Annotated in this window: 26 protein-coding genes; 11 read left to right on the top strand and 15 right to left on the bottom strand. The window is 62.2% G+C overall.

Features of this window, described 5'->3' with window-relative positions; genetic code table 11:
* Positions 1-128 precede the first annotated feature (128 nt).
* From C816_RS00815 to C816_RS00805, 3 genes are all read right to left on the bottom strand, one after another.
* Entirely contained in the window at positions 129-1,238 is a 1,110-nt protein-coding gene (locus tag C816_RS00815; RefSeq protein WP_016320498.1) for a DHHW family protein, read from the bottom strand.
* Positions 1,239-1,252: 14 nt separating this feature from the next.
* Positions 1,253-2,647 (bottom strand): MBOAT family O-acyltransferase, encoded by a 1,395-nt coding sequence (locus tag C816_RS00810; protein ID WP_016320497.1) that lies wholly within the window; start codon positions 2,645-2,647, stop codon positions 1,253-1,255.
* Positions 2,648-2,728: 81 nt separating this feature from the next.
* Positions 2,729-3,235, bottom strand: a complete 507-nt coding sequence (locus tag C816_RS00805) for a DUF4358 domain-containing protein (RefSeq protein ID WP_016320496.1) — start codon at positions 3,233-3,235, stop codon at positions 2,729-2,731.
* Between the two features lie 213 nt (positions 3,236-3,448).
* Between C816_RS00805 and C816_RS00800 the strand changes: the two genes are divergently transcribed.
* Positions 3,449-4,471, top strand: coding sequence for a threonine aldolase family protein (locus C816_RS00800; RefSeq protein ID WP_016320495.1), 1,023 nt, complete (start codon positions 3,449-3,451; stop codon positions 4,469-4,471).
* A 64-nt stretch (positions 4,472-4,535) separates the two neighbouring features.
* Here C816_RS00800 and C816_RS00795 read toward each other — a convergent pair whose 3' ends face one another.
* Together C816_RS00795 and C816_RS00790 are read right to left on the bottom strand one after the other, a co-directional pair.
* Positions 4,536-5,159 (bottom strand): hypothetical protein, encoded by a 624-nt coding sequence (locus C816_RS00795; protein ID WP_016320494.1) that lies wholly within the window; start codon positions 5,157-5,159, stop codon positions 4,536-4,538.
* 10 nt (positions 5,160-5,169) lie between these two features.
* Positions 5,170-6,051, bottom strand: coding sequence for a DUF2238 domain-containing protein (locus tag C816_RS00790; protein ID WP_016320493.1), 882 nt, complete (start codon positions 6,049-6,051; stop codon positions 5,170-5,172).
* 253 nt (positions 6,052-6,304) lie between these two features.
* Here C816_RS00790 and C816_RS24435 point away from each other — a divergent pair, with 253 nt between their 5' ends.
* Positions 6,305-6,538, top strand: a complete 234-nt coding sequence (locus tag C816_RS24435) for a hypothetical protein (protein ID WP_242832085.1) — start codon at positions 6,305-6,307, stop codon at positions 6,536-6,538.
* Positions 6,539-6,613: 75 nt separating this feature from the next.
* Here the strand turns inward: C816_RS24435 and rpmA are convergent, their stop codons facing one another.
* From rpmA to C816_RS00755, 7 genes are all read right to left on the bottom strand, one after another.
* Entirely contained in the window at positions 6,614-6,895 is a 282-nt protein-coding gene (gene rpmA / locus C816_RS00785) for a 50S ribosomal protein L27 (RefSeq protein ID WP_016320492.1), read from the bottom strand.
* A 42-nt stretch (positions 6,896-6,937) separates the two neighbouring features.
* Positions 6,938-7,270, bottom strand: coding sequence for a ribosomal-processing cysteine protease Prp (locus C816_RS00780; protein ID WP_016320491.1), 333 nt, complete (start codon positions 7,268-7,270; stop codon positions 6,938-6,940).
* Between the two features lie 2 nt (positions 7,271-7,272).
* The gene (gene rplU, locus C816_RS00775; protein ID WP_016320490.1) at positions 7,273-7,584 is read right to left on the bottom strand and encodes a 50S ribosomal protein L21; all 312 of its coding nucleotides are present in this window, start codon (positions 7,582-7,584) and stop codon (positions 7,273-7,275) included.
* Between the two features lie 145 nt (positions 7,585-7,729).
* On the bottom strand, positions 7,730-8,908 hold the full coding sequence (locus C816_RS00770; RefSeq protein WP_016320489.1) for a PepSY domain-containing protein: 1,179 nt from the start codon (positions 8,906-8,908) through the stop codon (positions 7,730-7,732).
* A 25-nt stretch (positions 8,909-8,933) separates the two neighbouring features.
* Positions 8,934-9,395, bottom strand: a complete 462-nt coding sequence (locus C816_RS00765; RefSeq protein WP_016320488.1) for an S-ribosylhomocysteine lyase — start codon at positions 9,393-9,395, stop codon at positions 8,934-8,936.
* Positions 9,396-9,397: 2 nt separating this feature from the next.
* On the bottom strand, positions 9,398-10,084 hold the full coding sequence (locus C816_RS00760) for a 5'-methylthioadenosine/S-adenosylhomocysteine nucleosidase (RefSeq protein ID WP_016320487.1): 687 nt from the start codon (positions 10,082-10,084) through the stop codon (positions 9,398-9,400).
* Positions 10,085-10,087: 3 nt separating this feature from the next.
* A complete protein-coding gene (locus C816_RS00755) occupies positions 10,088-10,477 on the bottom strand; it encodes a zinc ribbon domain-containing protein (protein ID WP_016320486.1) in 390 nt (129 codons plus the stop codon).
* Between the two features lie 364 nt (positions 10,478-10,841).
* Between C816_RS00755 and C816_RS00750 the strand changes: the two genes are divergently transcribed.
* Together C816_RS00750 and dpaL are read left to right on the top strand one after the other, a co-directional pair.
* Positions 10,842-11,966, top strand: a complete 1,125-nt coding sequence (locus C816_RS00750; RefSeq protein ID WP_016320485.1) for a CapA family protein — start codon at positions 10,842-10,844, stop codon at positions 11,964-11,966.
* Positions 11,967-12,141: 175 nt separating this feature from the next.
* The gene (gene dpaL, locus C816_RS00745) at positions 12,142-13,356 is read left to right on the top strand and encodes a diaminopropionate ammonia-lyase (RefSeq protein ID WP_016320484.1); all 1,215 of its coding nucleotides are present in this window, start codon (positions 12,142-12,144) and stop codon (positions 13,354-13,356) included.
* A 157-nt stretch (positions 13,357-13,513) separates the two neighbouring features.
* Here dpaL and C816_RS00740 read toward each other — a convergent pair whose 3' ends face one another.
* Positions 13,514-14,125 (bottom strand): hypothetical protein, encoded by a 612-nt coding sequence (locus C816_RS00740; RefSeq protein WP_207636872.1) that lies wholly within the window; start codon positions 14,123-14,125, stop codon positions 13,514-13,516.
* A gap of 333 nt (positions 14,126-14,458) precedes the next feature.
* On the opposite strand from C816_RS00740, the gene obgE reads away from it, so the two are divergent.
* Positions 14,459-15,742, top strand: coding sequence for a GTPase ObgE (obgE, locus tag C816_RS00730; RefSeq protein WP_016320483.1), 1,284 nt, complete (start codon positions 14,459-14,461; stop codon positions 15,740-15,742).
* A 12-nt stretch (positions 15,743-15,754) separates the two neighbouring features.
* Positions 15,755-16,309: an SMI1/KNR4 family protein gene (locus C816_RS00725; RefSeq protein WP_016320482.1), complete on the top strand. Its 555-nt coding sequence runs from the start codon at positions 15,755-15,757 to the stop codon at positions 16,307-16,309.
* A gap of 75 nt (positions 16,310-16,384) precedes the next feature.
* On the opposite strand, the gene recG is transcribed toward C816_RS00725, so the two are convergent.
* Positions 16,385-18,433, bottom strand: coding sequence for an ATP-dependent DNA helicase RecG (gene recG / locus C816_RS00720; protein ID WP_016320481.1), 2,049 nt, complete (start codon positions 18,431-18,433; stop codon positions 16,385-16,387).
* A gap of 117 nt (positions 18,434-18,550) precedes the next feature.
* Here recG and C816_RS00715 point away from each other — a divergent pair, with 117 nt between their 5' ends.
* A complete protein-coding gene (locus tag C816_RS00715) occupies positions 18,551-19,024 on the top strand; it encodes an RNA polymerase sigma factor (RefSeq protein ID WP_016320480.1) in 474 nt (157 codons plus the stop codon).
* Positions 19,014-19,715: an anti-sigma factor family protein gene (locus C816_RS21440; RefSeq protein WP_016320479.1), complete on the top strand. Its 702-nt coding sequence runs from the start codon at positions 19,014-19,016 to the stop codon at positions 19,713-19,715. Before C816_RS00715 ends, C816_RS21440 begins: the two co-directional genes overlap by 11 nt.
* 303 nt (positions 19,716-20,018) lie before the next feature.
* On the opposite strand, the gene C816_RS00705 is transcribed toward C816_RS21440, so the two are convergent.
* Complete coding sequence (locus tag C816_RS00705) at positions 20,019-20,192, bottom strand: DUF362 domain-containing protein (protein ID WP_016320478.1); 174 nt, start codon at positions 20,190-20,192, stop codon at positions 20,019-20,021.
* Between the two features lie 283 nt (positions 20,193-20,475).
* Here C816_RS00705 and C816_RS00700 point away from each other — a divergent pair, with 283 nt between their 5' ends.
* The 3 genes from C816_RS00700 to C816_RS00690 all read left to right on the top strand — a co-directional run bounded on the left by C816_RS00700 (position 20,476) and on the right by C816_RS00690 (position 23,980).
* Positions 20,476-20,928 (top strand): CtsR family transcriptional regulator, encoded by a 453-nt coding sequence (locus C816_RS00700; protein ID WP_016320477.1) that lies wholly within the window; start codon positions 20,476-20,478, stop codon positions 20,926-20,928.
* A gap of 67 nt (positions 20,929-20,995) precedes the next feature.
* A complete protein-coding gene (locus tag C816_RS00695) occupies positions 20,996-21,493 on the top strand; it encodes a UvrB/UvrC motif-containing protein (RefSeq protein ID WP_016320476.1) in 498 nt (165 codons plus the stop codon).
* Positions 21,494-21,529: 36 nt separating this feature from the next.
* Positions 21,530-23,980, top strand: a complete 2,451-nt coding sequence (locus C816_RS00690) for an ATP-dependent Clp protease ATP-binding subunit (protein ID WP_016320475.1) — start codon at positions 21,530-21,532, stop codon at positions 23,978-23,980.
* The last annotated feature ends 10 nt before the right edge of the window (positions 23,981-23,990 follow it).

Genomic DNA, 23,990 nt, shown 5'->3' with positions numbered 1-23,990 from the left:
TTAACCTCTCCCCGGAGGGCCGCAGGGGGGAGCGCGTGTTAAAACCGTGACAGCCGCCCCTCTTACGGGGAGGGAGCGGGGCGGGGAAAAAATACCCGGCCGCCCAAACAGGAGCGGCCGGGTACGCCTCACTGGCCCAGCAGGCCCAGATTCCGGTCCGTAATGAAGTTGGGAACGCTTTGCAGGACCACGATCCCATCCATGCCGTTCTCCTCTGCGTAGGCGGCGGCGGAGCCCCGGTAGTACCGCAGGTCCATCAAATGGACCTCCTCAAAATGCCGGGCCAGAAAGGGGGCCAGCGAATCTGCGTAGGAGTCCCGGATCAGCAGCAGCCTCCCCGTGCCCTCCTCATTGCGGATCACGCACAGCGGCTGGTTTCCCCCCAGGAAGAAAGAGTATTTGTCCTTTTTCCCCAGATAGTCATCATCATACAGTCCCGCCTCTTTCGGCGTGCCGTCCCGCCAGGAGGTGACGGTGAACACGTCCCACACCCAGACCTCCATCGAGTCCGGCGCCAGCCAGTGGATGCCGGACTGGGAATACAGCGTCCCCTGAAATTCCTCGCTGGCTGTCATCCGCATAAACGTCATCCGGGGCAGCGGCTCCCGGCCCAGGGCTTCCATGAGGGCCGCATAGCCGTAATAGGCCCCCAGGGTGGTCCAGTGGTGATCCGTGCGGTAGAAGATGTCCTCCCCGGCGCGGGCGCCGAGGGCCGTCAGAAAGTCCACGGGCTTCACGCCCTCCAGCTCCCATCCCCGGGCGATAAAGGCCGCCTGATCCCAGCTCTCCGCCCCGGCGGGGAGCTTTTCTCGCCAGGTCTCCGCCGCAGAGGGAATCAGGCCCAGGTATACCGGAATCTCTGTCCGCTCCGCCAGGCGGGCCGTATGGGCCAGGTTCTTCTCGTCCAGGCCGTCCAGAGGGGGATTGACCCTTGCAATCAGCGTGTCGCCGCAGAGGTATACGCCGTTGAACTCCCGCTTGCCCAGCAGCAGCTCCGCCCGGGCCTTCACCCCTGTCCACCCGTCCCGCAGGGGGAACTGGTCGGCGAAGTAGTCCTCCACCGCCCGGGTGAAGCTGCCATCCGCCAGGGCGGACCAGGTCAGCTCCGGACGCCGGGCCAGGGTGCGGTTCTCTGTCTCGGACCGCTCCCGGTCCGGCAGCAGGAGGTGCCATACCAGAATGCCCCCCAGGAAGAGGCAGAAAAAGGCCGTGAGAAACCGGGCATATCCCTTTGTCATTCCGCCGCCTCCTCTCAGAACCGAAAGTACAAAAACGGATTATAGCTGCCGTCCACAAGATAGGCGGTGCAGAGCGCCAGCCCCAGGCCCATCAGCGCCGGGGTCAGAATCTGTTCCGCCCGCTCCGGCAGCTTCCGCCAGAGCGATTGGCCAAGGGCGGTGGAGGCCAGGATCAGGATCAAAAACGTCAGTCCGTAGCTGCGGAGGGTATAGCCGTCGGCGGCGCTCCACAGCTGCCCGCCGCCGAAACATATGAAGAAGTACCCGCCGCAGACGGCCAGGTCCTCCATGGCGAAGATCCCCCAGCCGGTAAACACCACCGCCAGGGTGTACAGGCGCTTTACCCAGCCGGGCGTCTTTTTCAGCGCCTGCCGCAGGACGAATTTCTCCAGCGCCAGCCACGCCGCGAAATAGAGCCCCCAGAGAAGAAAGTTCCAGCTGGCCCCGTGCCAAAGGCCCGTGCAGAGCCAGACGACGAGGATGTTCCGCAGGGTCTTGGCCGTGCCGCAGTGGCTGCCTCCCAGGGGGATATACAGGTACTCCCGAAACCAGCCGGTGAGGGACATATGCCACCGCCGCCAGAACTCCGTCACCGAGGCGGAGAGATAGGGGTGGTCGAAGTTCTCGTTGAACCGAAAGCCGAAGATCCGCCCCAGGCCGATGGCCATGTCGGAGTAGCCGGAGAAGTCGAAGTAGATCTGAAAGCCAAAGGCCAGAATGCCCAGCCAGCCTCCCGCCGCGCTCAGCGTCCCCGCCGCCCGGGCCGCCAGCTGGGCATCCCACAGTGCGCCGATGGAGTTGGCCAGCAGCACCTTCTTGGCAAGGCCCAGGGTGAACCGGCGGGCCCCCGGGGCGAAGTCCTCCGCGGTGTTCACCCGGCCGGCCAGCTCCGCCGCCACAGTCTTGTACTGGACGATGGGCCCGGCGATCAGCTGGGGAAACATGGTGACGTAGGCCCCGAAGCTGATGAGGCTGCGCTGTACCGGTGCGTCCCGGCGGTAGACGTCGATGGTGTAGCTCATGGTCTGGAAGGTAAAGAAGGAGATGCCGATGGGCAGGGGGGCGCCCAGCCGGGGCAGGTTCACCTCGGGCAGCGCCGAGAGGCTGGCTGCCAGAAAGTCCCAGTACTTAAAAAAGCCCAGGAGCAGAAGGTTGAATGCCACCGACTGCCCCACAAACCACCGGGCCAGTTTATCCCGGCACCGGAACCGCTCCACCAGCATCCCGTGGGTGTAGTCGATGAGGGTGGAGAGGACCATGATGGAGATGTAGACCGGCTCTCCCCAGCCGTAGAAAATCAGGCTCACCGCCAGCAGCACGGCGTTCCTGGCCCGGAGGGGCATGAGGAAGTACACCGCCAGCGTCAGAGGCAGGTAGGCGAACAGAAACGTCAGGCTGCTGAAAATCAAGGGTCTCCCTCCTCTCCGCAAAGCCGGAAAACAGCCGCGGCGGGTCCGCCGCGGCCGCTCCGCACGTTCTCAGAAACCGCCTTACGCGAAGGCCTGATTGAAAATATCCTCCAGCTGGCTCTGGGTATCCGCCACGGCCAGCAGGGCCAGATACCGCCCCTGCCGCTGAACGGTGGTCTGCTTCCACTGCTCGATAGACTCGGGATACCATGCCCCGCCGGGGTTGGTGTCGTCGCCCACCTGGTAGTCGATGCGGGCCTGGAGGATCTCCTGGGCCTCGTCCGCGTCCTTTTCGGACTTACACTCGATCAATACCACCTCGTTCACCACGCCGGACATCAGCGGCGTCCGGGCGATCAGCTGCCGGGGCTCCAGTGCGCCGAGGCCGGGGTAGTACAGCTCCAGCATCTCCTCCGGGATGTCCTCCATGTAGCCGTCGGCCCACCAGTCGCAGACCTCCTCCATGGAGGCGTAGACCTCTGTCAGGTCCACATTCTTGGGCTCAGTCTGACTGCCGCCGGAGCTGCCGCAGGCGGTCAGGGCCAGCAGGGAACACAGGGCAAGGGTCAGGGTCATCCATTTTTTCATCGCGTCGTTTCTCCTTTGTCGTTGGGGTTTGTCTGTCCTTATGACGGACGGACAGCTGAAAAAGTTCCGCCCTCAGTATTTCCATTTTCCCGAAAAATAGAGCGGCAGTTCTCTTCTTGCATTTATACAGGAAATACGATATAATTTCAACATCAATTCCGTAACATTTCGGCAACTGTTTTTGTTACTTTTTGTAAAGAGAGGTACCACGCCATGTACAGCTTCCGCAACGATTACAGCGAGGGCGCCCACCCCAGAGTTCTCCAGCGCCTGATTGACACCAATCTGGAGCAGACCTGCGGCTACGCCCTGGACCCCATGAGCGACGCCGCCCGGGAGACCGTCCTCCGGGTCTGCGCCGCCCCGGAGGCGGACGTTCACTTTATCTCCGGCGGCACCCAGACCAACCTTTTGACCATCGCCGCCTTCCTGCGGCCCTATGAGGCGGTCATCGCCCCCTGCACGGCCCACATCAGCCTCCACGAGGCCGGCGCCATCGAGGCAACGGGCCACAAGGTCTGCGCCGTGGAGACCCCCGACGGCAAGCTGACGGCGGAGATGGTGGCCGCTGTGGCGGACGGCCACACCGATGAGTTCATGGTCCGCCCCCGGATGGTGTACGTCTCTGACTCCACGGAGCTGGGCACCATCTACACCAAGGCGGAGCTGACGGCCCTGCGCCGCTGCTGCGATGAGCGGGGGCTGTACCTCTTCCTGGACGGCGCCCGGCTGGGCTCCGCCCTCACTGCCCCCGGCAATGACCTGACCCTGCCGGACCTGGCCGCCCTGACGGACGCCTTCTACATCGGCGGCACCAAGAACGGCGCCCTCTTCGGGGAGGCCCTGGTGCTCAGACAGCCCGTGGAGCGCTTCCGCTGGCACATGAAGCAGCGGGGCGCCATTCTGGCCAAGGGGCGGGCCATGGCTCTCCAGTTCCAGGCCCTGCTGGAGGACGGGCTCTACTTTGAAATCGCCCGCCACGCAAACGACATGGCCCTCCGCCTGCGGGACGGCATGGCGGAGCTGGGGTACGAGTTCCCCATCCCCTCCCCCTCCAACCAGCAGTTTCCGGTGCTGCCCAACACGGTGGCCCGGCAGCTGGAGGAGATGGGGTATCAGTTCGAGGCGGAGCGGGTCGTCGACCAGGACCATACCTGCGTCCGCTTTGTCACCAGCTGGGCTACACCCCAGTCCGCCGTGGACCAGTTCCTCAAGGACCTGGCGGCGTGCCGGTGAGAACCGCACTGAAACAGAGGGGGCGCCGCGGCGCTCCCTCTGTTTTCCCATGCAGCGGTTCATATCAAAAGAAGATGTGTCCGATCTGAATCAAAATCCAGAGCGTTATGCAGAGCAATGCGGCCAGCCAGCCTCTCTCCTCTTTCGCGCCGCGTTTTTCCATGCGTTGAAAGGTCTGAAACATCGAGTCTCCGCCGGCCTTTTCCGTCCTGCGCTTCGCCTCCCGATTGCTCAGTTTCCTTGTGTGGGCGTCCATAAGCGCCAGGCCGCAGAGGAGCGCCGCCGCGAGCAGGTAGACGAGGAGGAAAATCTCCATGCCCAGAATTTCAAACGGTTTCGGCCAGGCGTAAAATTTATTTTTCAAATACGGGACAAACAGGATCATGCCTGTAAGGACGCATCTTGCAAGTGCCCGCTCCAGGGGTAGAACCGTGCGCCAATGGCTGTTCCAGCGGCGTCCCAGGCGGAGACGGCGTTCTCTTTTCCTCGCATTCCTCCGATTTTCACGCCGCTTTTCAACGATCAATGCCCGCAGCTCGTCTTCCGCTGATTCCGCAAAAGAAGCGCTGTGCCTTTCCAATAATTTTTCCGCGGTGGTAAAATCATTCCTGGAAATCAGGACCCGGATCTTCTCACACGTGGATTCCTCCGTCATTGCGTCCAGAGCCTCCCCCGTCTTCGCCTCCATTCGTCCCCGGCTACTGCCCTTCCTCCTCCGGCGCGACGCCGTTTTCCTCCTGGGCCTGACGGAGGTAGTCCTGAGCCTGGGTCTTTTTGCTGGGCACAAAGTTCAGCGCCGCGTTCCGGTACTGCCCCTTGCTTCTGGCGTAGAAAAAGCCCGTCACGGAGAACACCACCGCGCCGATGAAGTTCACGAACAGATCCTTCATGGTGTCGATGAGGCCGATGTCCAGATAGCCGCCCATACCCAGGCTCTCGCCGTTGATGACCACGTCCTGTATGTCGGGTATGGTGACCACCTTGTTGGAGTGGGTCATGTCCAGGGCGGCGCTGTGAATGGCGTTCACCACCGTGTCCCGCTGCATATCCATGTGGAAGAACCAGTCCATAGCGAACTCGAAGAACTCCCACAGCACGCCGATCGTCATGGAAAAGCAGAAAGCCACCAGAGCCAAAAAGACGGGAGAGAGGTCGAAGGTCAGCCGCTCGTCGTCGTTCAGGAGCATGACCAGGGAGAAACCCACCGCCGCCGCCAGAAAGCCGTTGAGGGTGTGGAGCATGGTGTCCCAATGGGGGACCCGCTCGTAGTAGGCGTTGACCTCCCCCAGGATCTCCGCCGCGAAGATGAAGCACAATATGGTGATCTCCAGGGGCGGCGGCAGCTCGATGCGCAGCTTCACCTGAATCCAGCTGGGCACATACAGCAGCGTCAGCGTCAAAACACAGAAAAAGGCGCTCTCATAGCTGCCCAGCATCAGCTGACGGACCAGAACCACAATCACCAGCGCCCGCAGCACATAAAACACAATGAAGGAGCTCTTGTGCTCCCGCAGCTCCCGGTCCATGGCCTGGCGGAAGCTCCTTTTCTCCCGCCTTTTCTCCTGCTTTGTCTTTTTCAAGCTCTTTTCTCCTTTTTCATGTACATATCGCAGTAATTATAGCACAAGGATGCCCCGCTGGCAAGCGGGGCATCCCTGCGGAGAGCGTCTAACCGCGTATTTTATGTCGACACACTTGAAAAGAATCAGAACAATTCTTTTCAACCTGTCGGCAGTTCTGCTGCCGACAGGGACCGTGTAAAACGGTCGTGTGTTTGACTTTATAGGTGAAGCACACGGGCAGAGCACGGCCAGCGGGTCAACGACCCGCTGGTTGAACATCCGCAAATTGCGGATTTCCAAGTGCTTCAACTATATCATCCGCGATTTTGGTTTTGCGGCCGCGGTCCGCAAATCGGGCCGCTTTCCACATTTCAGGCATTTTTCCACAGTCCTTTCAGCGCCTGTTCAATATCTCAGCGGGGACGGACTGCATGAATTTTTAACGCAGTCAGAGCGGAAAATCCACCGTCAGGGCGTGCGCGGGGAGATTCCGAACAGGCTCTAAAAAGCGCTCTCCCATATCTTTCGCCGGATATAAAACACAAGAGGCCCGGACACCGTCCGAGCCTCTCAGCGTGTTTTATTCAGCCTCGTACACGCAGGCCTGCTTGCGATCCTTGCCCAGCCGCTCAAAGCGGAGCACGCCGTCCGCCTTGGCGAACAGGGTGTCGTCGCTGCCGATGCCCACGTTCACACCCGGGTGGATATGGGTGCCGCGCTGGCGGACCAGGATATTGCCGGCCTTGACAAACTGACCGTCGGCGCGCTTGGGTCCAAGGCGCTTGGCTTTGGAATCACGGCCGTTCTTGGTGGAGCCGCCGCCCTTTTTGTGGGCGAAGAACTGAAGACCAATACGAATCATGATAACGGACCATCCTTTCTCAGATTTTTTAGATGGGGAGGATCATTCATCCTCCAGAACTTCGATGTTTTCAGGGTACTCGTCGTGGAGCTCCGTGAGATAGACCATCAGGCCCGTCAAAAGCGCCTGACAGGCGCTCTCCGCCGCGGGCGCAAGGCCCCCCGGCAGCCGCAGGGAGACGGACGCGTCCCTCTCCCGCACCTTCACGGACGCCGCCAGGCCCAGCACGTCGTTGACGGTGGCCTCCACCAGGCGGATGGCGCTGGTGACGGCGGCGCAGACGATGTCCGCTCCCGCCTCGGCGTAGCCGCTGTGGCCCCGGCAGTTAAAGCCGGTGATCCGGCCGTCCTCCACGCGGAAGGTGACAGTGGTCATGCTCAGACGGAGATCTTGGCGATCTCAACCTTGGTGTAAGGCTGACGATGGCCCTGACGCTTACGGTAGCCCTTCTTGGGATTGTACTTGAAGATACGGATCTTCTTGCCCTTGCCGTTCTTCACCACGGTGGCCTCCACGGAGGCGCCCGCCACGGTGGGGGCGCCGAAGGTGGCCTTCTCCCCGTCGATGACGGCCAGGACCTGGTCAAACTTCACGGTGTCGCCGGCTTCCTGGTCCAGCTTTTCGATGTAGACCACGTCGCCCTCGGCAACCTTGTACTGCTTGCCGCCGGTTACGATGATTGCGTTCATGCTTGTTTCAACTCCTTCATTACGGGCTCGCTGTCGGGGGCGGTCCGGAGGGACGCTTTCAGGCCCATTCAAAGCGGCTTGTCAAGTATATCAGCGAGACTTCAAAAAGTCAACGGTTTTCGGAAAATTTTTGCCAAAACCGCTCTCAATCGTCCAGCTCCTGCTGAAACTCCAGAATCTCCCCGGTAACGGCGTCGATCTTGTACTCGTACTCGTACCCGCCGGACTTGAAATCGACCTCATACTCGCAGCACCCCGCCCCGTGATGACGGCCGTCGCGGTGGTCCAGCCCCACAGTGCAGCGGGCGGCGTCCGCCGTGAGGCCGGCGTGGCCAAAGGCAATCTCCTTGGCCCGGGCCTCGCCGATGTACGCCGGCGCGGCGTCCGCGGGGACGCTCTGGCCGGACTGAACGGCGGCGTGCGCGGCCTCGGCCTCCTTCTCGAATTTCACGATGCTGCCGTCGGCGGCGCCGACCTCATAGTCGTACTTGTATCCGCCGGAGTGGAACTCCAGCTCGTAGATCAGCACGCCGTCTTCGTAGTCCTGCTTCCACTTGTAGCCGGTGACGCTGTCCGCCGCCACACCGGCGTGGGCCAGGGCGATCTCCTTAGCCCGGCTCTCGCCGATGTCCCCGGCGCCGGAGGAAGCGGGTGCCTTCGCGGGTGTACCGGGAGAGTTCCCGGCGGGCGCTGCGGGCGCCGTGCCGGCATTTCCGGCGGGCGTTTGGACCGGAGAGCTCTTAGTATCCGCTTCCTTTTCAAACTTCACCACGCTGCCGTCGGCGGCGCTGATCTTGTAGTCATACTCATACCCGCCGGAGAAAAATTTCAGCTCGTAGACCAGCACGCCGTCCTCATAGTCCAGCTTTGCCGGTTCTCCGGCAGCCGGGTCCTCTGTGACGCCGGCGTGGTCAAAGGCGATCTCCCAGGCGCGCTCCTCCCCGATCTGTCCGTCCTCCGGAGCGGAGGCCTCGGAGGACGGGGCCGCCGGAGCGGCGTCTGCCGTTCCCCGGCTGAACTTCACGATGCTGCCGGTGGCGGCGCTGACCTCGTAGTCATAGGCGACGCCGTCCGCCGTGAATTTCACCTCGTAGACCGCGGCCCCGCCGCGCCCGTCCCGGGCGATCTCGTAGCTGGAGAGATCGTTTTCCGCCACCTCCGCGTGGCTCAGCGCCGCGGACTTCGCCGTCTCCTCTCCGATGTCTTTGCCGGGACCCGCGGACCGGCCCAGCCGATAGGCGCCGGCAATCACCGCCAGCGCCAGCACGCCGCAGGCGGCCATGATCCCATAACGCTTCATATTCCTCTTGTTCTCCTCTGCCATGATCGTGCCTCCGTCTTTATTTCCCTCAATCGTAGGACAGCCGCTCCGCGGTCCACTCCGCGATCAGGTCCGCATAGAATTTGCAGACGGCCCGGCCGGTCTCCACGTCCAGGTTGACATAGTTTCCGCACTCCTTCGCGCTCCTGCCGGGCATCTTCCCCTGGTACTCCCCGGCGGCGGCGAAGACCTCTTTCAGCAGCTCCACCGCGCCCTCCAGGGAGAGGCGGCTGCCGTCGAACAGGAAGTAAAACCCGGTCTGGCACCCCATGGGGCCGAAGTAGACCACGGCGTCCTTCTCCCGGGAGTTCCGCAGGAGCGTGGCGATCAGGTGCTCCGCCGAGTGCATCTCGGCGTTGGTCAGAAGATCCCCGGTATTGGGCTTCTTGAACCGCAGGTCAAAGGTCACCACGTCCCCGTCCCGGCGGGAGAGGTAGAGCCCCGGCTGGAGCTTGTTGTGGTCCACGGTAAAGCTGGCAATGCGTTCCATGATTATACTTCCTCCTGCTGTAATAATTTAGCAAAGGGCAGAACCACCCTGCCCAGGTTCTCCAGCGCCTGGCTGTAATCGAAATACTCCTCCATCTGGCTGTCGTAAAACAGGTGGTCGGACACGGATTTCAGCGCGGCGAACCCCACGCCGTTCCGCAGGCACACCTGGGCAATGGCGCAGCCCTCCATCTCCACAAGGTCCGGATGGAAAGTGTCCCGAATCCAGGCGGAGCGGTCCCCCTTGACGGCGAACCAGTCTCCGGTGGCCACCCGGCCCAAAACCGCCTCGCAGCCCAAGCGGCGCAGCAGCGCCGCGCACCGCTCCGGGGCCCAAGTGGGAAACTCCGTCCGGTTCACGGTGGAGACCATCCCCAGGGGGTCCCCCGCGCCGGAGGTGTCCACGTCGTGCTGGACAAACTCCCGGGCCACCACCAGCGTACCGGTGGGCAGGTCTATGGCGCAGCCGGCGATGCCGGCGTTCAAAATCAGGTCCACGCCGTATTTCAGGCAGAGAATCTCCGATGCCATGGCGGCGTTCACCTTGCTGACGCCGCCCACGCAGGCCGTCAGCCCCTCTCCCAGGTCAAAAAAGGGAACGCCGGAGACGGTTTCAAAGGGCTCCAGCTCCCCCGCCCCCGGCAGGGCGCGGAACTCCACGGGCATGGCGAATTGCAGCGCAACTTTCATGGGTTATCCCTCCTGTTCTAAATCCGGCAGCCGTTTGCCACACTTGCCGCAGTACACGAAATCACCGCTGAATTTCGCGCCGCAGTAGGGGCAGAAGCGGTACGCGCCCTCCGGCAGCGGCTCCTCCCGGACCCGGCGGTCCAGAGGGTCCGGCTCTTCGCCGTCCTCGGTGATGTCAAAGGCGGAGAAGCGGTTCTCCCCCGTGGCATTTTTGTAGTTGTACAGGGCCTGGACGATGCCCACGATGATGAAGAGCACGCCGAAGGCCAAGAAAAACGGCGGCGCCCCCATGGAGGCCGCGGCGCCGGTCCAGATCACGCCGAAGATCACGCCGACCGCAGACCCAAACGCCCCCATGGCCGACGGACCCCGTCCGGGCTTGACACTTCGCACCAGAGATCCCTCCCTTTCCGTACATCTGTCTTTCCCGCCGCCGGGGCGGCCGGGCGTTCCAAGAACCAGTATTTACAACCGTTGGACGCAGTCCAGGCGAATTTTTTTCCGCTATACGGCGTCAATTTCCCCTGCAATCCGCCAGAATTGCTGCGGAAATTTCCTTGTCTGGCGAAAAAATTCCCGCCCATTCTGCATCCCCCGGTTATGAATACAGATTCTAATCGCTATTTTAGCATCGAAGGAACGGGAGGTCAAATCCTTTTTCAGCGGAGACCGCCGGTGAACTGCCAAATTTTTCTCGACTTCCTCCTCCGGGAATGGTATACTGTAAAGGATACTGCTGCCGGGAGGAGGGCCGGATTTGAAACTCAAATTTCTGATGGGCCTGCTGGCCGCTCTCTACGTAACAGTCCTCCCCGCTCTGGCCCCCGCCGTCCCGGCGGCGCAGGAGCCCTCTCAGGTCAAGGCGGCGGTCCTCCGCCAGCCCCTTCCGCAGGTCCCCCTGGAGGAGCTCCCGCCGGAGGAGCCGGGAGAACCGGAGACCCCGGAGGAACTGCTCCCGTCCGAGGAGGAGGGCTCCTTTACCATCGCGCTGTCTTTCACGGGGGATATGCTGCTGGCCTCCGGCCACGGCCAGCGGGCGGCGGGGAACTTTCTGGACTACGCCGCAAAACAGGAGCCGGAATACTTCCTGCAAAATGTGAAGCCCATCTTTGACGAGGACGACTTCACCGTGGTGAACCTGGAGAACGTGCTCACCGACCGGGCCCTGACTCCCCGGGAGAAGACCACAGACCCCGCCTTCTGGTTCCGCAGCGGAACAAAAAACACCGCCATTCTCACCTCCTCCGGCGTGGAGGCCGTGTCCCTGGCCAACAACCACACCGGCGACTACGGCACCGCCGGGTACAAGGACACCGTCAAGGCCGTCACGGACGCCGGGCTCCAGTACGGTGACAACACCAACCCCCTCTACCTGGAGAAAAACGGCTTCCGCATCGCCGTGATCTGCAACGGCCTTTGGAACGAGGGCCAGGCCTCCTCCATCGTCAGCCGCCTCCGGGCGGCGGAGGCGGAGTCCGACTTTCAGATTGTCTTCTACCACGGGGGCACAGAGGGCGTCCACACGCCGGAGCCCTGGCGGGTCCGGGCCTCCCGTCGCCTGGTGGACGCCGGGGCGGACCTGGTGCTGGGCAACCACCCCCACGTGCTCCAGCCCCGGGAGATCTACAAGGACAGGGAGATTCTCTATTCCCTGGGGAACTTCTGCTACGGCGGCAGCCGGTATCCCCAGAACCGCACCGTCATCTACCGGCTGACCCTGACCGTGCGGGACGGGGAGCTGTTGAGCAGCTCCTCCGAGCTGATCCCCTGCTACGTCTACACCGGCAAGGCGAACAACTACTGCCCCGCCCCCATCACCGACGAGGCCCAGCGCCAGCGGGTGCTGGACTTCATGGACGGCAGGGCGAAATCCCCCCTTTGAGAACCGCCAGCGGCGGCCGGCTTGGCCGGCCGCCGCTGATATTCTAATAATTTTTGAGTTTACCTAAATTTTTTTCAGTTTTGGTCTTGCATTTTTCTTTTTCTGTGCTATCATATCCGTAAAAGCTAAAAAATTTTTAGGAACCAAAAATAAATTTTATCGGAGGCGACCGACTATGAAAGAGGCCATCAAGTGGACCGTCAACCGTATGCCCAAAAGCGACGACCGGCAGCTGGGCGTCATGTCCCTGCCCAGCGTGGCGAAGGCCCGGTTTTTCCACAGCAGCTTTCCCCAGTACTCCATCACCCCCCTGGATCAGCTCAGCGGCATGGCCCAGTATCTGGGCCTGGGCGGCCTGTTTGTGAAAAACGAGGCCCACCGCTTCGGCCTCAACGCCTTCAAGGTGCTGGGCGGCTCCTTCGCCATGGCCCGGTACATCGCCCAGGAGATGGGCCGGGACGTGTCCGAGATGACCTACGACTATCTGACAAGCGAATCCTTCCGCCGGGAGTTCGGCCAGGCCACATTCTTCACCGCCACCGACGGCAACCACGGCCGGGGCGTGGCCTGGGCGGCCCACAAGCTGGGCCAGAAGGCGGTGGTCCACATGCCCAAGGGCAGCAGTCAGCCCCGCTTTGACAACATCGCCAAAGAGGGCGCCCAGGTGACCATTGAGGAGCTGAACTACGACGACTGCGTCCGTCTGGCCGCCGCCGAGGCGGAGCGGACCGAGCACGGCGTCATCGTCCAGGACACCGCCTGGGACGGCTACGAGGAGATCCCCTCCTGGATCATGCAGGGCTACGGCACCATGGCAAGCGAGGCCGCCGACCAGCTGCGGCAGGTGGGCGTGAACCGCCCCACCCATGTGTTCATCCAGGCCGGCGTGGGGAGCCTGGCCGGGGCTGTGGTGGGCTATTTCACCAACCTCTTCCCAAACGATCCCCCCAAATTCATTGTCATGGAGGCCATGGCGGCGGACTGCCTCTACCAGGGCGCCCTGGCCGGGGACGGCAAGCCCCGGACGGTCACCGGCGACCTGCGGACCATCATGGCGGGTCTGGCCTGCGGCGAACCCAACACCATCTCCTGGGATATCCTTCGCAACCACGTCTCCGCCTTCGTCTCCTGCCCCGACTGGGTCAGCGCCCGGGGAATGCGGATGCTGGCGGTGCCCGTGAAGGGCGATCCCACGGTGATCTCCGGCGAGAGCGGCGCGGTGGGCATGGGCCTTCTTGCCGAGCTGATGGAGAACGACTGGTACGGAGAGCTCCGGGAGGCCATCGGCCTGGACCGGTTCAGCCAGGTGCTGCTGTTCTCCACCGAGGGCAATACCGACCCTCTGAAATTCCGGAAGGTAATCTGGGACGGAGAGTACGCCACGGTTTAATCGGTTTACGCTTCGCGGCGGACCCGCATCATGGGTCCGCCGCGATCTGCTGTTCCGGCGCCGCCGGCGGCCGGCCCTTTTGTGATTTCGACCAGATATGCGGGCGGCACCCCTGTTGAAACCGCCGTCCAATCAGCCGGAATTTAAGCAATTCCGGCTATTCAACGCTCAAATCGTATTCCGGCGGAGACTTTATATCAATCGTACAAAATCTGTAACGCTCCCTGTGCTCATAGGCCCCGGGGCATATCCAGGCGCCATTTACAGCTTTGACGGCCTGTCTCATAAAGATCCTTCGCAGCTCAACATACATTTTCTCTGCCGTTTCTCCGTCATAATACATCGTACCGATTTCCGTTGGGAAAATCGCGTTTTCACAATAGACCCCGTTGCGGTCAATACAGATGAATCCTGAATTCTCTTCACTCAGCGCACAAAGCCTCCCTGCCTCCTGACCTGTGCCGCGGCTGTACGGAACGGGTCTCCACCGGTATTCCTCATCTTTCCGGAAAATCAGTATCTGCATATTTCCAATATGGGAACCGTGAAAATTGACACCCAGGTTTTCTGTATCCATAATACTGTTATAGAAAATTTCCCCTGAATCAGAATAGGCCTTGTTTGCAAAATGGCGGAATGCCCAGCAACGAGAGATATTTTCGCCAATCAAGGCAGATTTTTGCAGGCGGGCTGACGCCCGGCAAGAAAATTTAACGCAGAGCGGCGGAAAAAGATCCACTGTTTGGGCCTTTTGACTTTTTTGAAACAAGGCCTAGGCCGGCACATAGCGGATTTCCAATCTGGTTTGAAATTCTTCAAATACGGCCCGCAAATCATCTTCTTCTCCATAGGCACGAAATCCTCCGTTTTTCATGGTGATTCCCCTTGCAATTTCGTTTTTTGCTCTGATTATAGCATAGCCGGATCTGGCTTTCCACCACAGCCGGTAAACCGCCCGGGCCCGGACGCGGGGATACAAGCGGAAACCGCGCAGATCCTCCGGGGAAAACCATTCTATTGACGGCTCCCCATATTTCCGTTAAAATAGACCAGACTATTACAGGAAAACAACACACTTTGGAGAAAACAGAGGAGGTGCCTTATGGCGGCTTCATTCATCGATAAGGCCCGCATTACGGTTCAGGCCGGCAATGGCGGCAACGGCGTGGTGGCCTTTCACCGGGAGAAGTACGTGGCGGCCGGCGGTCCTGACGGCGGCGACGGCGGCCGGGGCGGCTCCATCATTCTGGTGGTGGACGACAACATGTCCACCCTGATGGACTTCCGCTACAAGCGCAAATACACAGCCGGAAACGGCGGCGACGGCCAGGGCAAGCGCAAGTCCGGCAAGGACGGGGAGGACCTGGTGATCCGGGTGCCCCGGGGCACGTTGGTGCGGGACGCCGAGACCAATGAAATCATCAAGGACATGTCCGGTCAGGAGCCCTTCACCCTCTGCAGGGGAGGCCGGGGCGGCTGGGGAAACATGCACTTCGCCACACCCACCCGGCAGGTGCCCCGGTTTGCCAAGGCGGGCCTTCCCGGCGAGAGCCATGATGTGATCCTGGAGCTGAAGCTCCTGGCGGACGTGGGCCTCATCGGCTTCCCCAACGTGGGCAAGTCCACGCTGCTGTCCGTGGTCTCCAAGGCCCAGCCAAAGATTGCCAACTACCACTTCACCACCCTGTACCCCAACCTGGGCGTGGTGTGGGTGGACGAGGGCGTCAGCTTCGTCATGGCGGACATCCCCGGCATCATCGAGGGGGCCAGCGGCGGCGCGGGCCTTGGCCACGACTTTCTGCGCCACATCGACCGCTGCCGCCTTCTGATCCACGTGGTGGATGTCTCCGGCAGCGAGGGCCGGGACTCGGTGGCGGACTTTGACGCCATCAACGAGGAGCTGCGGCAGTACAGCCCGGAGCTTTCGGAGCGTCCCCAGATTGTGGCCGCCAACAAGGTGGACATCATGGAGGAGCCGGAGAACCTGGAGCGGCTCCGGGCCCACGTGAAGGCAAAGGGCTTTACACTTCTTGAAATCTCGGCGGCGGCCCACCAGGGCACAAGGCAGCTGGTGGGCCGGGCGGCGGAGATGCTGTCCGTCCTGCCCCCGGTGACGGTGTACGAGCCGGAGTACGTGCCAAAGCCCCCGGCGGCGGACAGCTCCGCCCCTCTGGACATCCGCCGCAGCGACGACGGCACCTGGCTGGTGGACGGCCCCTGGCTCCAGCGGCTCATGGGCAACGTGAACTTTGCCGACTACGAGAGCCGCATGTGGTTTGACAAGACCCTGCGGGAGTCCGGCCTGTTCCAGCGGCTGGAGGAGATGGGCATCCAGGACGGGGACACGGTCTCCATGTATGACTGGGAGTTTGAGTATCAGCGGTGAGGAGAAATAGATATGCCTGTTTATAAACCGGAGGATTATGAGGAAGTTATTGCCCGCATCCGGAAAAAGGTAGTGGAAAACCACGTTCAAATGGGGGCGTGCCTGTCGGAAGAGACAATTGCCGCATTTGAGAAAAACTGCGGCATTCAGCTGCCGCAGGCTTACCGTATGTTCTTGACGCAGGTCGGAGACGGATGTGAGAGCATGGTTGACGGATTTCAGTTGAACCGGCTGGAGGATCTGGAGCAAAAAGACTTATCCAGGCCGTTCATGCTGGAAAAAGAGTGGATTTGGGAATGTGAGGATGATCGGTATGGAGAGCGGTATGACACCGTCGAACAGGCGATACAGGAAAATGTGTATCAAGGCAATATTGAGTTGATCGATGTTGGAGATTGCAGGACCTACAATTTAATTGTTACGGGAAAATGCCGCGGAGAGGTTTGGGATTTTACCGATGCAGGCGTTCAGCCCTGCTGTGAGCGGCAGGACTTTTTGGGATGGTTCGAACTATGGCTGGATCATCCGGACAGCACGGATTATCTCAAAGACTATGTGTATGAGTGAAACATTCTCCGGCTTGGCATTTATTGGCCCCCCATTTGGCAGACAGACCGTCTGCCAAATGGGGGGCAATTGACATCAGTTCAGCGTATCCGCCGCCTGGGCGAAGAGCTCCGCGATCCGCTCTGCGGCGGCAGGGCAGGTTTTGAGCTCCGGGTCGGCGGCCAGCAGTTCCTCTGCCGCGGTCTGGGCCTCCTTCAAAAGACCGGCGTCACAGCCGATGTCGGCAATCCGCAGGCCCGGCAGGCCGTGCTGCCGCTGGCCGAAGAAGTCTCCGGGGCCCCGGAGCCGCAGGTCCTCCTCGGCGATCCTGAACCCGTCGGCGGTTTTTGTCATGACCTTCAGCCGCTGCCGTGTCTCCTCACTGCGGTTGTCGGAGACCAACACGCAGTAGGACTGGTGCTGTCCCCGGCCCACCCGGCCCCGCAGCTGGTGGAGCTGAGAGAGGCCGAACCGCTCCGCGTTCTCAATAATCATCAGCGAGGCGTTGGGCACGTCCACTCCCACCTCGATGACGGTGGTGGACACCAGCACGTCCGATTCATGGGCGGCGAAGGCGGACATCACCGCCTCCTTCTCCTTGGGCTTCATCTTTCCGTGGACGAAGGCGATCCGCAGGTCCGGCAGGGCCTGGGTCTGGAGCATTTGGGCGTACTCCGTCACCGCCTTGCGCTCGTCGGGGGCCTCGTCGCTCTCCGACACCATGGGACAAACCACGTAGGCCTGCCGACCCTCCGAGACCTGCTTTCGGATGAAGCTGTACAGCCGGGGGTGGTAGCTGCCGGGGACGGCGTAGGTCTCTACCGCCCGCCGCCCGGGGGGCAGCTGGTCGATGACCGACACGTCCAGGTCCCCGTACAGAATCAGTGCCAGGGTTCGGGGAATGGGCGTGGCGGACATGACCAGGGTATGGGGGTGCCGGCCCTTGGCGATCAGCGCCGCCCGCTGGCCCACGCCGAAGCGGTGCTGCTCGTCCGTCACCACCAGTCCCAGGTCCGCGTACTCCACCGTACCGGTGATGAGAGCATGGGTGCCGATCACAAAATCGATCTCCCCCGCCGCCAGCTGGGCCGATATGGATTTTTTCGCCCTGGCCGGGGTGGAGCCGGTGAGCAGGGCGCACCGGACGCCCAAAGACTCCAGCAGGGGGGACAGCCCCTTGTAATGCTGCTGGGCCAGGATCTCCGTGGGAGCCATCAGAGCCGCCTGACGGCGGTTTTTCACGGCATAGTACACGCAGGCTGCGGCCACCATGGTCTTGCCGGAGCCCACGTCTCCCTGGCACAAGCGGTTCATGGGCGCGCCGGAGGCCATGTCCGCCAGGGCTTCATCCACGCACCGGCGCTGGGCAGCGGTCAGTGTAAAGGGAAGAGCCTTGCAAAAGATCTCCATGTCCACGGCGGCGCAGGGGGGGACGGATACCGTCACCCGGCGCTCTCGCAGGCGCTGGAGGCCGATGGCGAAGAGGAACAGCTCCTCAAAGGCCAGCCGCCGCCGGGCGAGGTCCAGGGCCTCCGGAGAGGTTGGAAAGTGGATGTTCTCAAAGGCGAAGCCCGCGTGGCACAGCTGGTGGTCCCGGCGGACGCTGTCCGGCAGGATGTCCGGCAGAATGGCGGCGCAGGCGTCCAGCCCCTGGCGGATGGACCGCCGCAGCACCAGCTGGCTGACCCCGGCGGTGAGGGGGTACACGGGCACGATGCGCCCGGTGACCTCACGCCGTCCCTCCGGCTCCACCACCGGGGAGGTCATCTTCCGATGCGTCCCCCGGCCCTCGGCCCGGCCGTAAAAAATGTAGGTCTCCCCGGGGCGGAGACTGTTTTTGAGCCACGTCTGGTTGAAGAAGGTGACATCCAGGGCCCCGGTCTCGTCCACCGCCCGGAGCTTCACCAGCTCCATGCCCTTCCGGACCCGGGTAACGGTGGGTGCGGCGGCCGCCATGGCCGCGCAGCAGGCGGGTTCGTCCTCCGGCAGCTCCGCGATGGAGCGGAGGACCGTGCGGTCCTCGTACCGCCGGGGGAACCAGGAGATCAGGTCCCGCAGGGTGCGGATGTCCAGCTTTGCCAGGGCCTTGGCCCGCTGTTCGCCGATGCCCTTGATGTACCGCACGTCCGTGGCCAGGTCCGCCATGACAATCCCGCCTTCCTGAAAAATTCTGGTTCCATTATAAACAAATTTTGAAAACTTGCAAAGAACTTTGTAACGAAATCCCAAATTCCCCGTCCTATGCACGAAGGAGGTGAGGAGATGCCCGATTTTGAGGAGGTCTACCGGCTGTATTTTGCCGACGTATACAAATATATCCTGGCTTTGAGCCGGGACGGAGCTGTGGCGGAGGAGATCACCCAGGAGACCTTCTTCCGGGCCCTCTCCACCATCGGCACCTTCCGGGGGGACTGCCAGCTGCGGGTCTGGCTGTGCCAGATCGCCCGGAATCTGTATACGGACCTCTGCCGGGAGCGGCGGCGGTTCCGGGAGAGCCCCGCGGAGGCGGGAGACGGCGGCATTGAGGAGGGCTTCGCCGACCAGGACACCGCCAAACGGCTCCACGCCCTGCTCCACGTCCTGCCGGAGCCCTACAAGGAGGTCTTCTCCCTGCGGACCTTCGGGGAGCTGTCCTTCGCCCACATCGGGGAATTGTTCCAGAAGAGCGAAAGCTGGGCCCGGGTGACCTACTTCCGGGCCCGGCAGAAATTGAAGGAGGGATTGGATGAACTGTAGAATCGTACAGGACCTGCTGCCGCTGTACCACGACGGCGTGTGCTCTCAGGAGAGCCGCACGGCGGTGGAGGAGCACCTGACGGGCTGTGAGGCCTGCCGCCGGATGCTGGCGGACATGGACGCGCCATTGCCGGCGGCGGCGGAAAAACAGGCCGAAAATGACGCCGCGGTGGTAGAGAAGATCGCCCGGGAGTGGCGGCGGCTCTGGCGGCGGGCGCTGCTGACGGGCACTGTGGTTGTGCTGGTGTTATGCCTGGGCGGCTTTGCGTTTTGGTACTCCGTGACCCAATGTGCGGTTCCCATGGACAGCGGAGACTATGCCTACCTGAACACCTGCGTGCTGGAGAGCGGCGAGATCTGCGTGGATGTGGGATTGAACAGGGCGTGCCGGAACTGCATGTACTATGAAACCGATGAATCGGGGGGAGTACACCTCTGCATCCTCCGCCCTCCCCTGCGGCTGAATATTTTTTTGAATGCCTACGAAAAAATGTTTCCGTTCGACCTGGCGGCAGCCCGGTGGAAATTTGATCCCAGGGATTTTTCCAGCGTCGAACCGGAAAATGTGTACTTCGGTGTAGGCGAGGACTCCATCCTGTTGTGGAGCAAAGAGGCCGGTTATGCCGTACCTGCTGCCACAGAGACGGAGGAGGCCTTCTGGAATGACTGGTCCCCCGGTCACGTCTTTTGAGATTCGGAAAACCTTCCGCCAGCCCCCAGAACAAGGCCAGGTGGAAATTTGACCAGGCGGGCGCCGACTGTTGGGCGAGCCGCCAGTACTGACAGAAAAAACAGATTGAGCGTCCCCCAATGCCCCGTCCCCGCAGCCGCCCCCGCAACCTCCAGGAGTGGAGGGGGGTGTGTGCGGGGGGAACGAAGGTTCCCCCTGCGCGATTTTAATCACCCGCCCGCAGGCGGCCGCCTCGCTGACGCGAGGCGGCCAGGATACATAAAAGACCCCCGGGCAAAAGCCCGGGGGTCTTTTATGTATCCCTTATTCCTCGGGGACAATGGCGCCGTTGGGGCAGGTGTCGCAGCAGGAACCGCAGTCCAGGCAAGCGGCAGCGTCGATGACGTAAGCGTCATCGCCCTGGCTGATGGCGCCGGCGGGGCAGGCGTCCGCGCAGGAACCGCAGCTGACACAGGCAGAAGTAATCTTGTAGGCCATGGGAAGCACCTCCATTAGAATTTACGTTCATTGTAGCACAGAATTTCAAAAATGCAAGAGGAATGTTAAAAAGGTAACGTGAAATTTTTGAAAAAGTCCCGAAAACAATCCAAAACAAAGTTTGCTAAAACTAACTATTCACAATTTGTTTTCAAATTAGTCAAAGAAAGTCAAAAATACCCTCTTGACAATTAAGCGAATCGTGGTATACTGACATCAGAACAAAGATTAAAGAAAGTCAAAGTCAAAATCGAAATGAACTTACAGAAAGAGATGGTGTCCCATGGGAATTACCGATCTGATCGCCGGCTTCCTCCAGGACAGCCTGGACGAGGCGGAAAACGGCGTGCTGGAAATCCAGCGCAGTGACCTGGCCCAGCGGTTCAACTGCGTGCCCAGCCAGATCAACTACGTGATGAGCACCCGCTTCTCCCCGGAACGGGGCTACATCGTGGAGAGCCGCCGGGGCGGCAACGGCTACATCCGCATCACCCGGGTGCGGGTGGACCGGCAGACGCTTTTGATGCACGTCATCAACACGCTGGGAGAGGCGGTAGACCTGCCCTCCGCCCGGGCGATTCTGGGCAATCTGGCCCAGTCCGGAGCGGTGGAGGAGGACATCTGCCGGGCCCTGGCGGCGGCGGTGAGCGACAAGGCCCTCTCCGCCGCACCCCGGGAGCTGCGGGACCAGGTCCGCGCCGCCATTATGAAGCAGGTGCTGATCCTCCAGGTGTAGCACCCGTTTTTCGGAATCGTATAAAAGGTATCAAAAATATATTGGATATAGCAGGAGGTATTTGATTATGAAATGCGAGAATTGCGGTAAGAATGAAGTTACCTTTGTTTACCAGAGCAACGTCAACGGCCATGTGGAGGAGAAGCACCTTTGCGCGGAGTGCGCGGAGAAGCTGGGCTACACCCAGCGGGTGGCGGCCCAGCGCCAGAAGATGATGCAGGGCTTCAACAGCTTTTTCAACGGAGGCATTCTGGAGGACTTCTTCTCCCCCATGCCCAGCCTGCTAAACCGGCGGGGCTGGCTGCTGGAGGATCCCTTTGACGACTTCTTCGCCGACATGCCTGCCCTGGGCCCGGCGAGGCAGGAAGCGCCCAAAGAGGAGAAAAAGGACGGGCTGGTAGACCAGGAGGAGCAAAGCCGCTTTGCCCGGATGCGGCAGATGAACGCGCTGCGGATGGAGATGAAAAGGGCCGTCCGCCAGGAGGACTTTGAGCGGGCCGCCCAGCTGCGGGACCAGATCCGCGCCCTGGAGGCGGAGCACAAGGAGGACGGGGCGGCCCAGTGAGCCGCTCCGCAACGGAGGAAAGGAAGATCAAAGATCATGAATGAGAATAAATTTACCCCCAGGGCCGAGACAGCCCTGCGTCTGAGCCAGGAGGCGGCGGGAGACCTGGGCCACGGGTACGTGGGCACGGAGCATTTGCTGCTGGGCCTCCTGCGGGAGGAGGACGGCGTGGCCCACGACGTTCTCACCGAGGCGGGCCTCACCGCCGGCATGGTGGTGGAGATTATCAAAAAGAGCGTGGGCGCGGGCCTGCCCGGCGGCAACCCCGCCCAGGGCCTTACCCCCCGGGCCAAGCGGGTGGTGGAGATCGCCATGGAGGACTCCATCCGGGGCGGCTGCAATTATATCGGCACGGAGCACCTGCTGGCGGGCATCCTGCGGGAGGGCAACAACATGGCCGTCCGTATTCTGCGCACCGCCGGGGTGGACGCCCGGAATCTATACAGCGCCCTGATGCGCAAGCTCAGCGACCAGCCCCGGAGCAAGACCGGAGAGGCCCGGGGCGCCGCGGCCCCCCGGGAGGAGAAGGGGAAGAACCTGCGGGAGTTCACCCGGGATCTGACCGCCGACGCCCGGGCGGGCCGCCTGGACCCGGTGATCGGACGGGACGACGAGATCCAGCGGATGATCCAGATTCTCTCCCGCCGCACCAAGAACAACCCCTGCCTCATCGGCGAGCCCGGCGTGGGCAAGACCGCCCTGGCGGAGGGCCTGGCCCGGAAGATCGTCCTGGGGGACGTGCCCGAGGACCTGCTGGACAAGCGCATCCTCTCCCTGGACCTTTCCGGCATGGTGGCGGGTACCAAGTACCGGGGCGAATTTGAAGAGCGCATCAAAAAGACACTGGAGGAGGTCCGGCGCTCCGGTGACGTGATCCTTTTCATTGACGAGCTCCACACCATTGTGGGCGCCGGCAGCGCCGAGGGCGCCGTGGATGCCGCCAACATCATCAAGCCCGCCCTGGGCCGGGGAGAGATCCGGGTCATCGGCGCCACCACGCTGAACGAGTACCGCAAGTATATCGAGAAGGACGCCGCCCTGGAGCGCCGCTTCCAGCCGGTGCAGGTGGGCGAGCCCAGCCGGGAGGCCTCTCTGGAGATTTTGAAGGGTCTGCGGGAGAAGTACGAGCAGCACCACAAGCTCCAGATCACCGACGAGGCCCTGGACGCCGCCGTAAACCTCTCCGCCCGGTATATCAACGACCGCTTCCTGCCGGACAAGGCCATCGACCTGATGGACGAGGCCGCCAGCCGGGTGCGGATGGAGACGGAGGAGCCCTCCGAGGAGCTCAAGAGCCTGGAGGAGAAAATCGCCGCCCTGACAAAGGACAAGGAGGCCGCCATCGCGCGGCAGGACTATGAGACCGCCGCCCAGCTGCGGGACATTGAGCGGAACTACCAGGAGCAGGTGGACATGGAGCGGGACAAGCGCAAAAAGAACACCGCGGAGCACCGCCCCGTCACCGCCGAGGACATTGCCGCCGTGGTCTCCGGCTGGACCGGCATCCCCGTCACCCGGATGACCGAGGACGAGGGGGCCCGGCTTCTTCGGATGGAGGAGACGCTCCACGAGCGGGTGGTGGGCCAGGACGAGGCCGTCCAGGCCGTGGCCCGGGCCATCCGCCGGGGCCGGGTGGGGCTGAAGGACCCCAAGCGCCCCACCGGCTCCTTCCTCTTCCTGGGACCCACCGGCGTGGGCAAAACGGAGCTTTGCAAGTCCCTGGCGGAGGCCATGTTCGGCGACGAGGCCGCCATGATCCGCATCGACATGTCCGAGTATATGGAGCGGCACACCGTCTCCCGCCTCATCGGCTCCCCCCCGGGCTACGTGGGCCACGAGGAGGGCGGCCAGCTGACGGAGAAGGTCCGCCGCAAGCCCTACTCCGTGATCCTCTTCGACGAGATTGAAAAGGCCCACGAGGACGTGTGGAACGTACTGCTCCAGATCCTGGACGACGGCCGCATCACCGACTCCCAGGGCCGCACCGTGGATTTCAAGAACACGGTGATCGTCATGACCAGCAACATCGGCGCAAAACGCCTCACCGCCGCCGGCGGAAAGCTGGGCTTCTCCACCGGCGCGGAGGACGAGGCCCAGGACGCGGAGCGCCAGTTCCAGCAGGCCCGGGAGGCGGTGCTGGGGGAGCTGCGGCAGACATTCCGCCCGGAGTTTTTGAACCGGATCGACGATATCATCGTCTTCCGCTCTCTCACGGAGGAGGACATTCGGGAGGTGGCCCGCAGGATGCTGCGCACCGTCTCCGCCCGGATGGAGGCCATGGGCGTCCACCTGGACGCCAGCGAGGAGGCCGTGGCGGAGCTGGCCCGGGAGGGCTTCGATCCCAAGTACGGCGCACGCCCCCTGCGGCGGGCCATCCAGAGCAGGGTGGAGGACACCGTGGCCGAAAAGCTCCTGGAAGGCACGTTGAAGGCCGGGGACACGGCGAAGCTCACTGTGGAGGACGAGAGGCTCCTGGTGACGAAATAAGTGAAAGGGC

This window comes from Oscillibacter sp. 1-3, assembly GCF_000403435.2.
In the GTDB taxonomy this organism is placed as follows: Bacteria; Bacillota; Clostridia; order Oscillospirales; family Oscillospiraceae; genus Oscillibacter.
The sequence above is the reverse complement of the archived record's forward strand: the minus strand, read 5'-3'. Positions and strand labels throughout refer to the sequence as shown.

What these genes read in the sequence shown, in the direction of transcription:
- rplU (WP_016320490.1), bottom strand. Translation starts at nt 7,584, where the DNA reads ATGAACGCAATCATCGTAACCGGCGGCAAGCAGTACAAGGTTGCCGAG.
- C816_RS00760 (WP_016320487.1), bottom strand. Translation starts at nt 10,084, where the DNA reads ATGAAAGTTGCGCTGCAATTCGCCATGCCCGTGGAGTTCCGCGCCCTG.
- C816_RS00815 (WP_016320498.1), bottom strand. Translation starts at nt 1,238, where the DNA reads ATGACAAAGGGATATGCCCGGTTTCTCACGGCCTTTTTCTGCCTCTTC.
- C816_RS00770 (WP_016320489.1), bottom strand. Translation starts at nt 8,908, where the DNA reads ATGGCAGAGGAGAACAAGAGGAATATGAAGCGTTATGGGATCATGGCC.
- C816_RS00715 (WP_016320480.1), top strand. Translation starts at nt 18,551, where the DNA reads ATGCCCGATTTTGAGGAGGTCTACCGGCTGTATTTTGCCGACGTATAC.
- C816_RS00690 (WP_016320475.1), top strand. Translation starts at nt 21,530, where the DNA reads ATGAATGAGAATAAATTTACCCCCAGGGCCGAGACAGCCCTGCGTCTG.
- C816_RS00700 (WP_016320477.1), top strand. Translation starts at nt 20,476, where the DNA reads ATGGGAATTACCGATCTGATCGCCGGCTTCCTCCAGGACAGCCTGGAC.
- recG (WP_016320481.1), bottom strand. Translation starts at nt 18,433, where the DNA reads ATGGCGGACCTGGCCACGGACGTGCGGTACATCAAGGGCATCGGCGAA.
- C816_RS00800 (WP_016320495.1), top strand. Translation starts at nt 3,449, where the DNA reads ATGTACAGCTTCCGCAACGATTACAGCGAGGGCGCCCACCCCAGAGTT.
- C816_RS00780 (WP_016320491.1), bottom strand. Translation starts at nt 7,270, where the DNA reads ATGACCACTGTCACCTTCCGCGTGGAGGACGGCCGGATCACCGGCTTT.
- C816_RS00695 (WP_016320476.1), top strand. Translation starts at nt 20,996, where the DNA reads ATGAAATGCGAGAATTGCGGTAAGAATGAAGTTACCTTTGTTTACCAG.
- obgE (WP_016320483.1), top strand. Translation starts at nt 14,459, where the DNA reads ATGGCGGCTTCATTCATCGATAAGGCCCGCATTACGGTTCAGGCCGGC.
- C816_RS21440 (WP_016320479.1), top strand. Translation starts at nt 19,014, where the DNA reads ATGAACTGTAGAATCGTACAGGACCTGCTGCCGCTGTACCACGACGGC.
- dpaL (WP_016320484.1), top strand. Translation starts at nt 12,142, where the DNA reads ATGAAAGAGGCCATCAAGTGGACCGTCAACCGTATGCCCAAAAGCGAC.
- C816_RS00805 (WP_016320496.1), bottom strand. Translation starts at nt 3,235, where the DNA reads ATGAAAAAATGGATGACCCTGACCCTTGCCCTGTGTTCCCTGCTGGCC.
- rpmA (WP_016320492.1), bottom strand. Translation starts at nt 6,895, where the DNA reads ATGATTCGTATTGGTCTTCAGTTCTTCGCCCACAAAAAGGGCGGCGGC.
- C816_RS00795 (WP_016320494.1), bottom strand. Translation starts at nt 5,159, where the DNA reads ATGGAGGCGAAGACGGGGGAGGCTCTGGACGCAATGACGGAGGAATCC.
- C816_RS00765 (WP_016320488.1), bottom strand. Translation starts at nt 9,395, where the DNA reads ATGGAACGCATTGCCAGCTTTACCGTGGACCACAACAAGCTCCAGCCG.
- C816_RS00705 (WP_016320478.1), bottom strand. Translation starts at nt 20,192, where the DNA reads ATGGCCTACAAGATTACTTCTGCCTGTGTCAGCTGCGGTTCCTGCGCG.
- C816_RS00725 (WP_016320482.1), top strand. Translation starts at nt 15,755, where the DNA reads ATGCCTGTTTATAAACCGGAGGATTATGAGGAAGTTATTGCCCGCATC.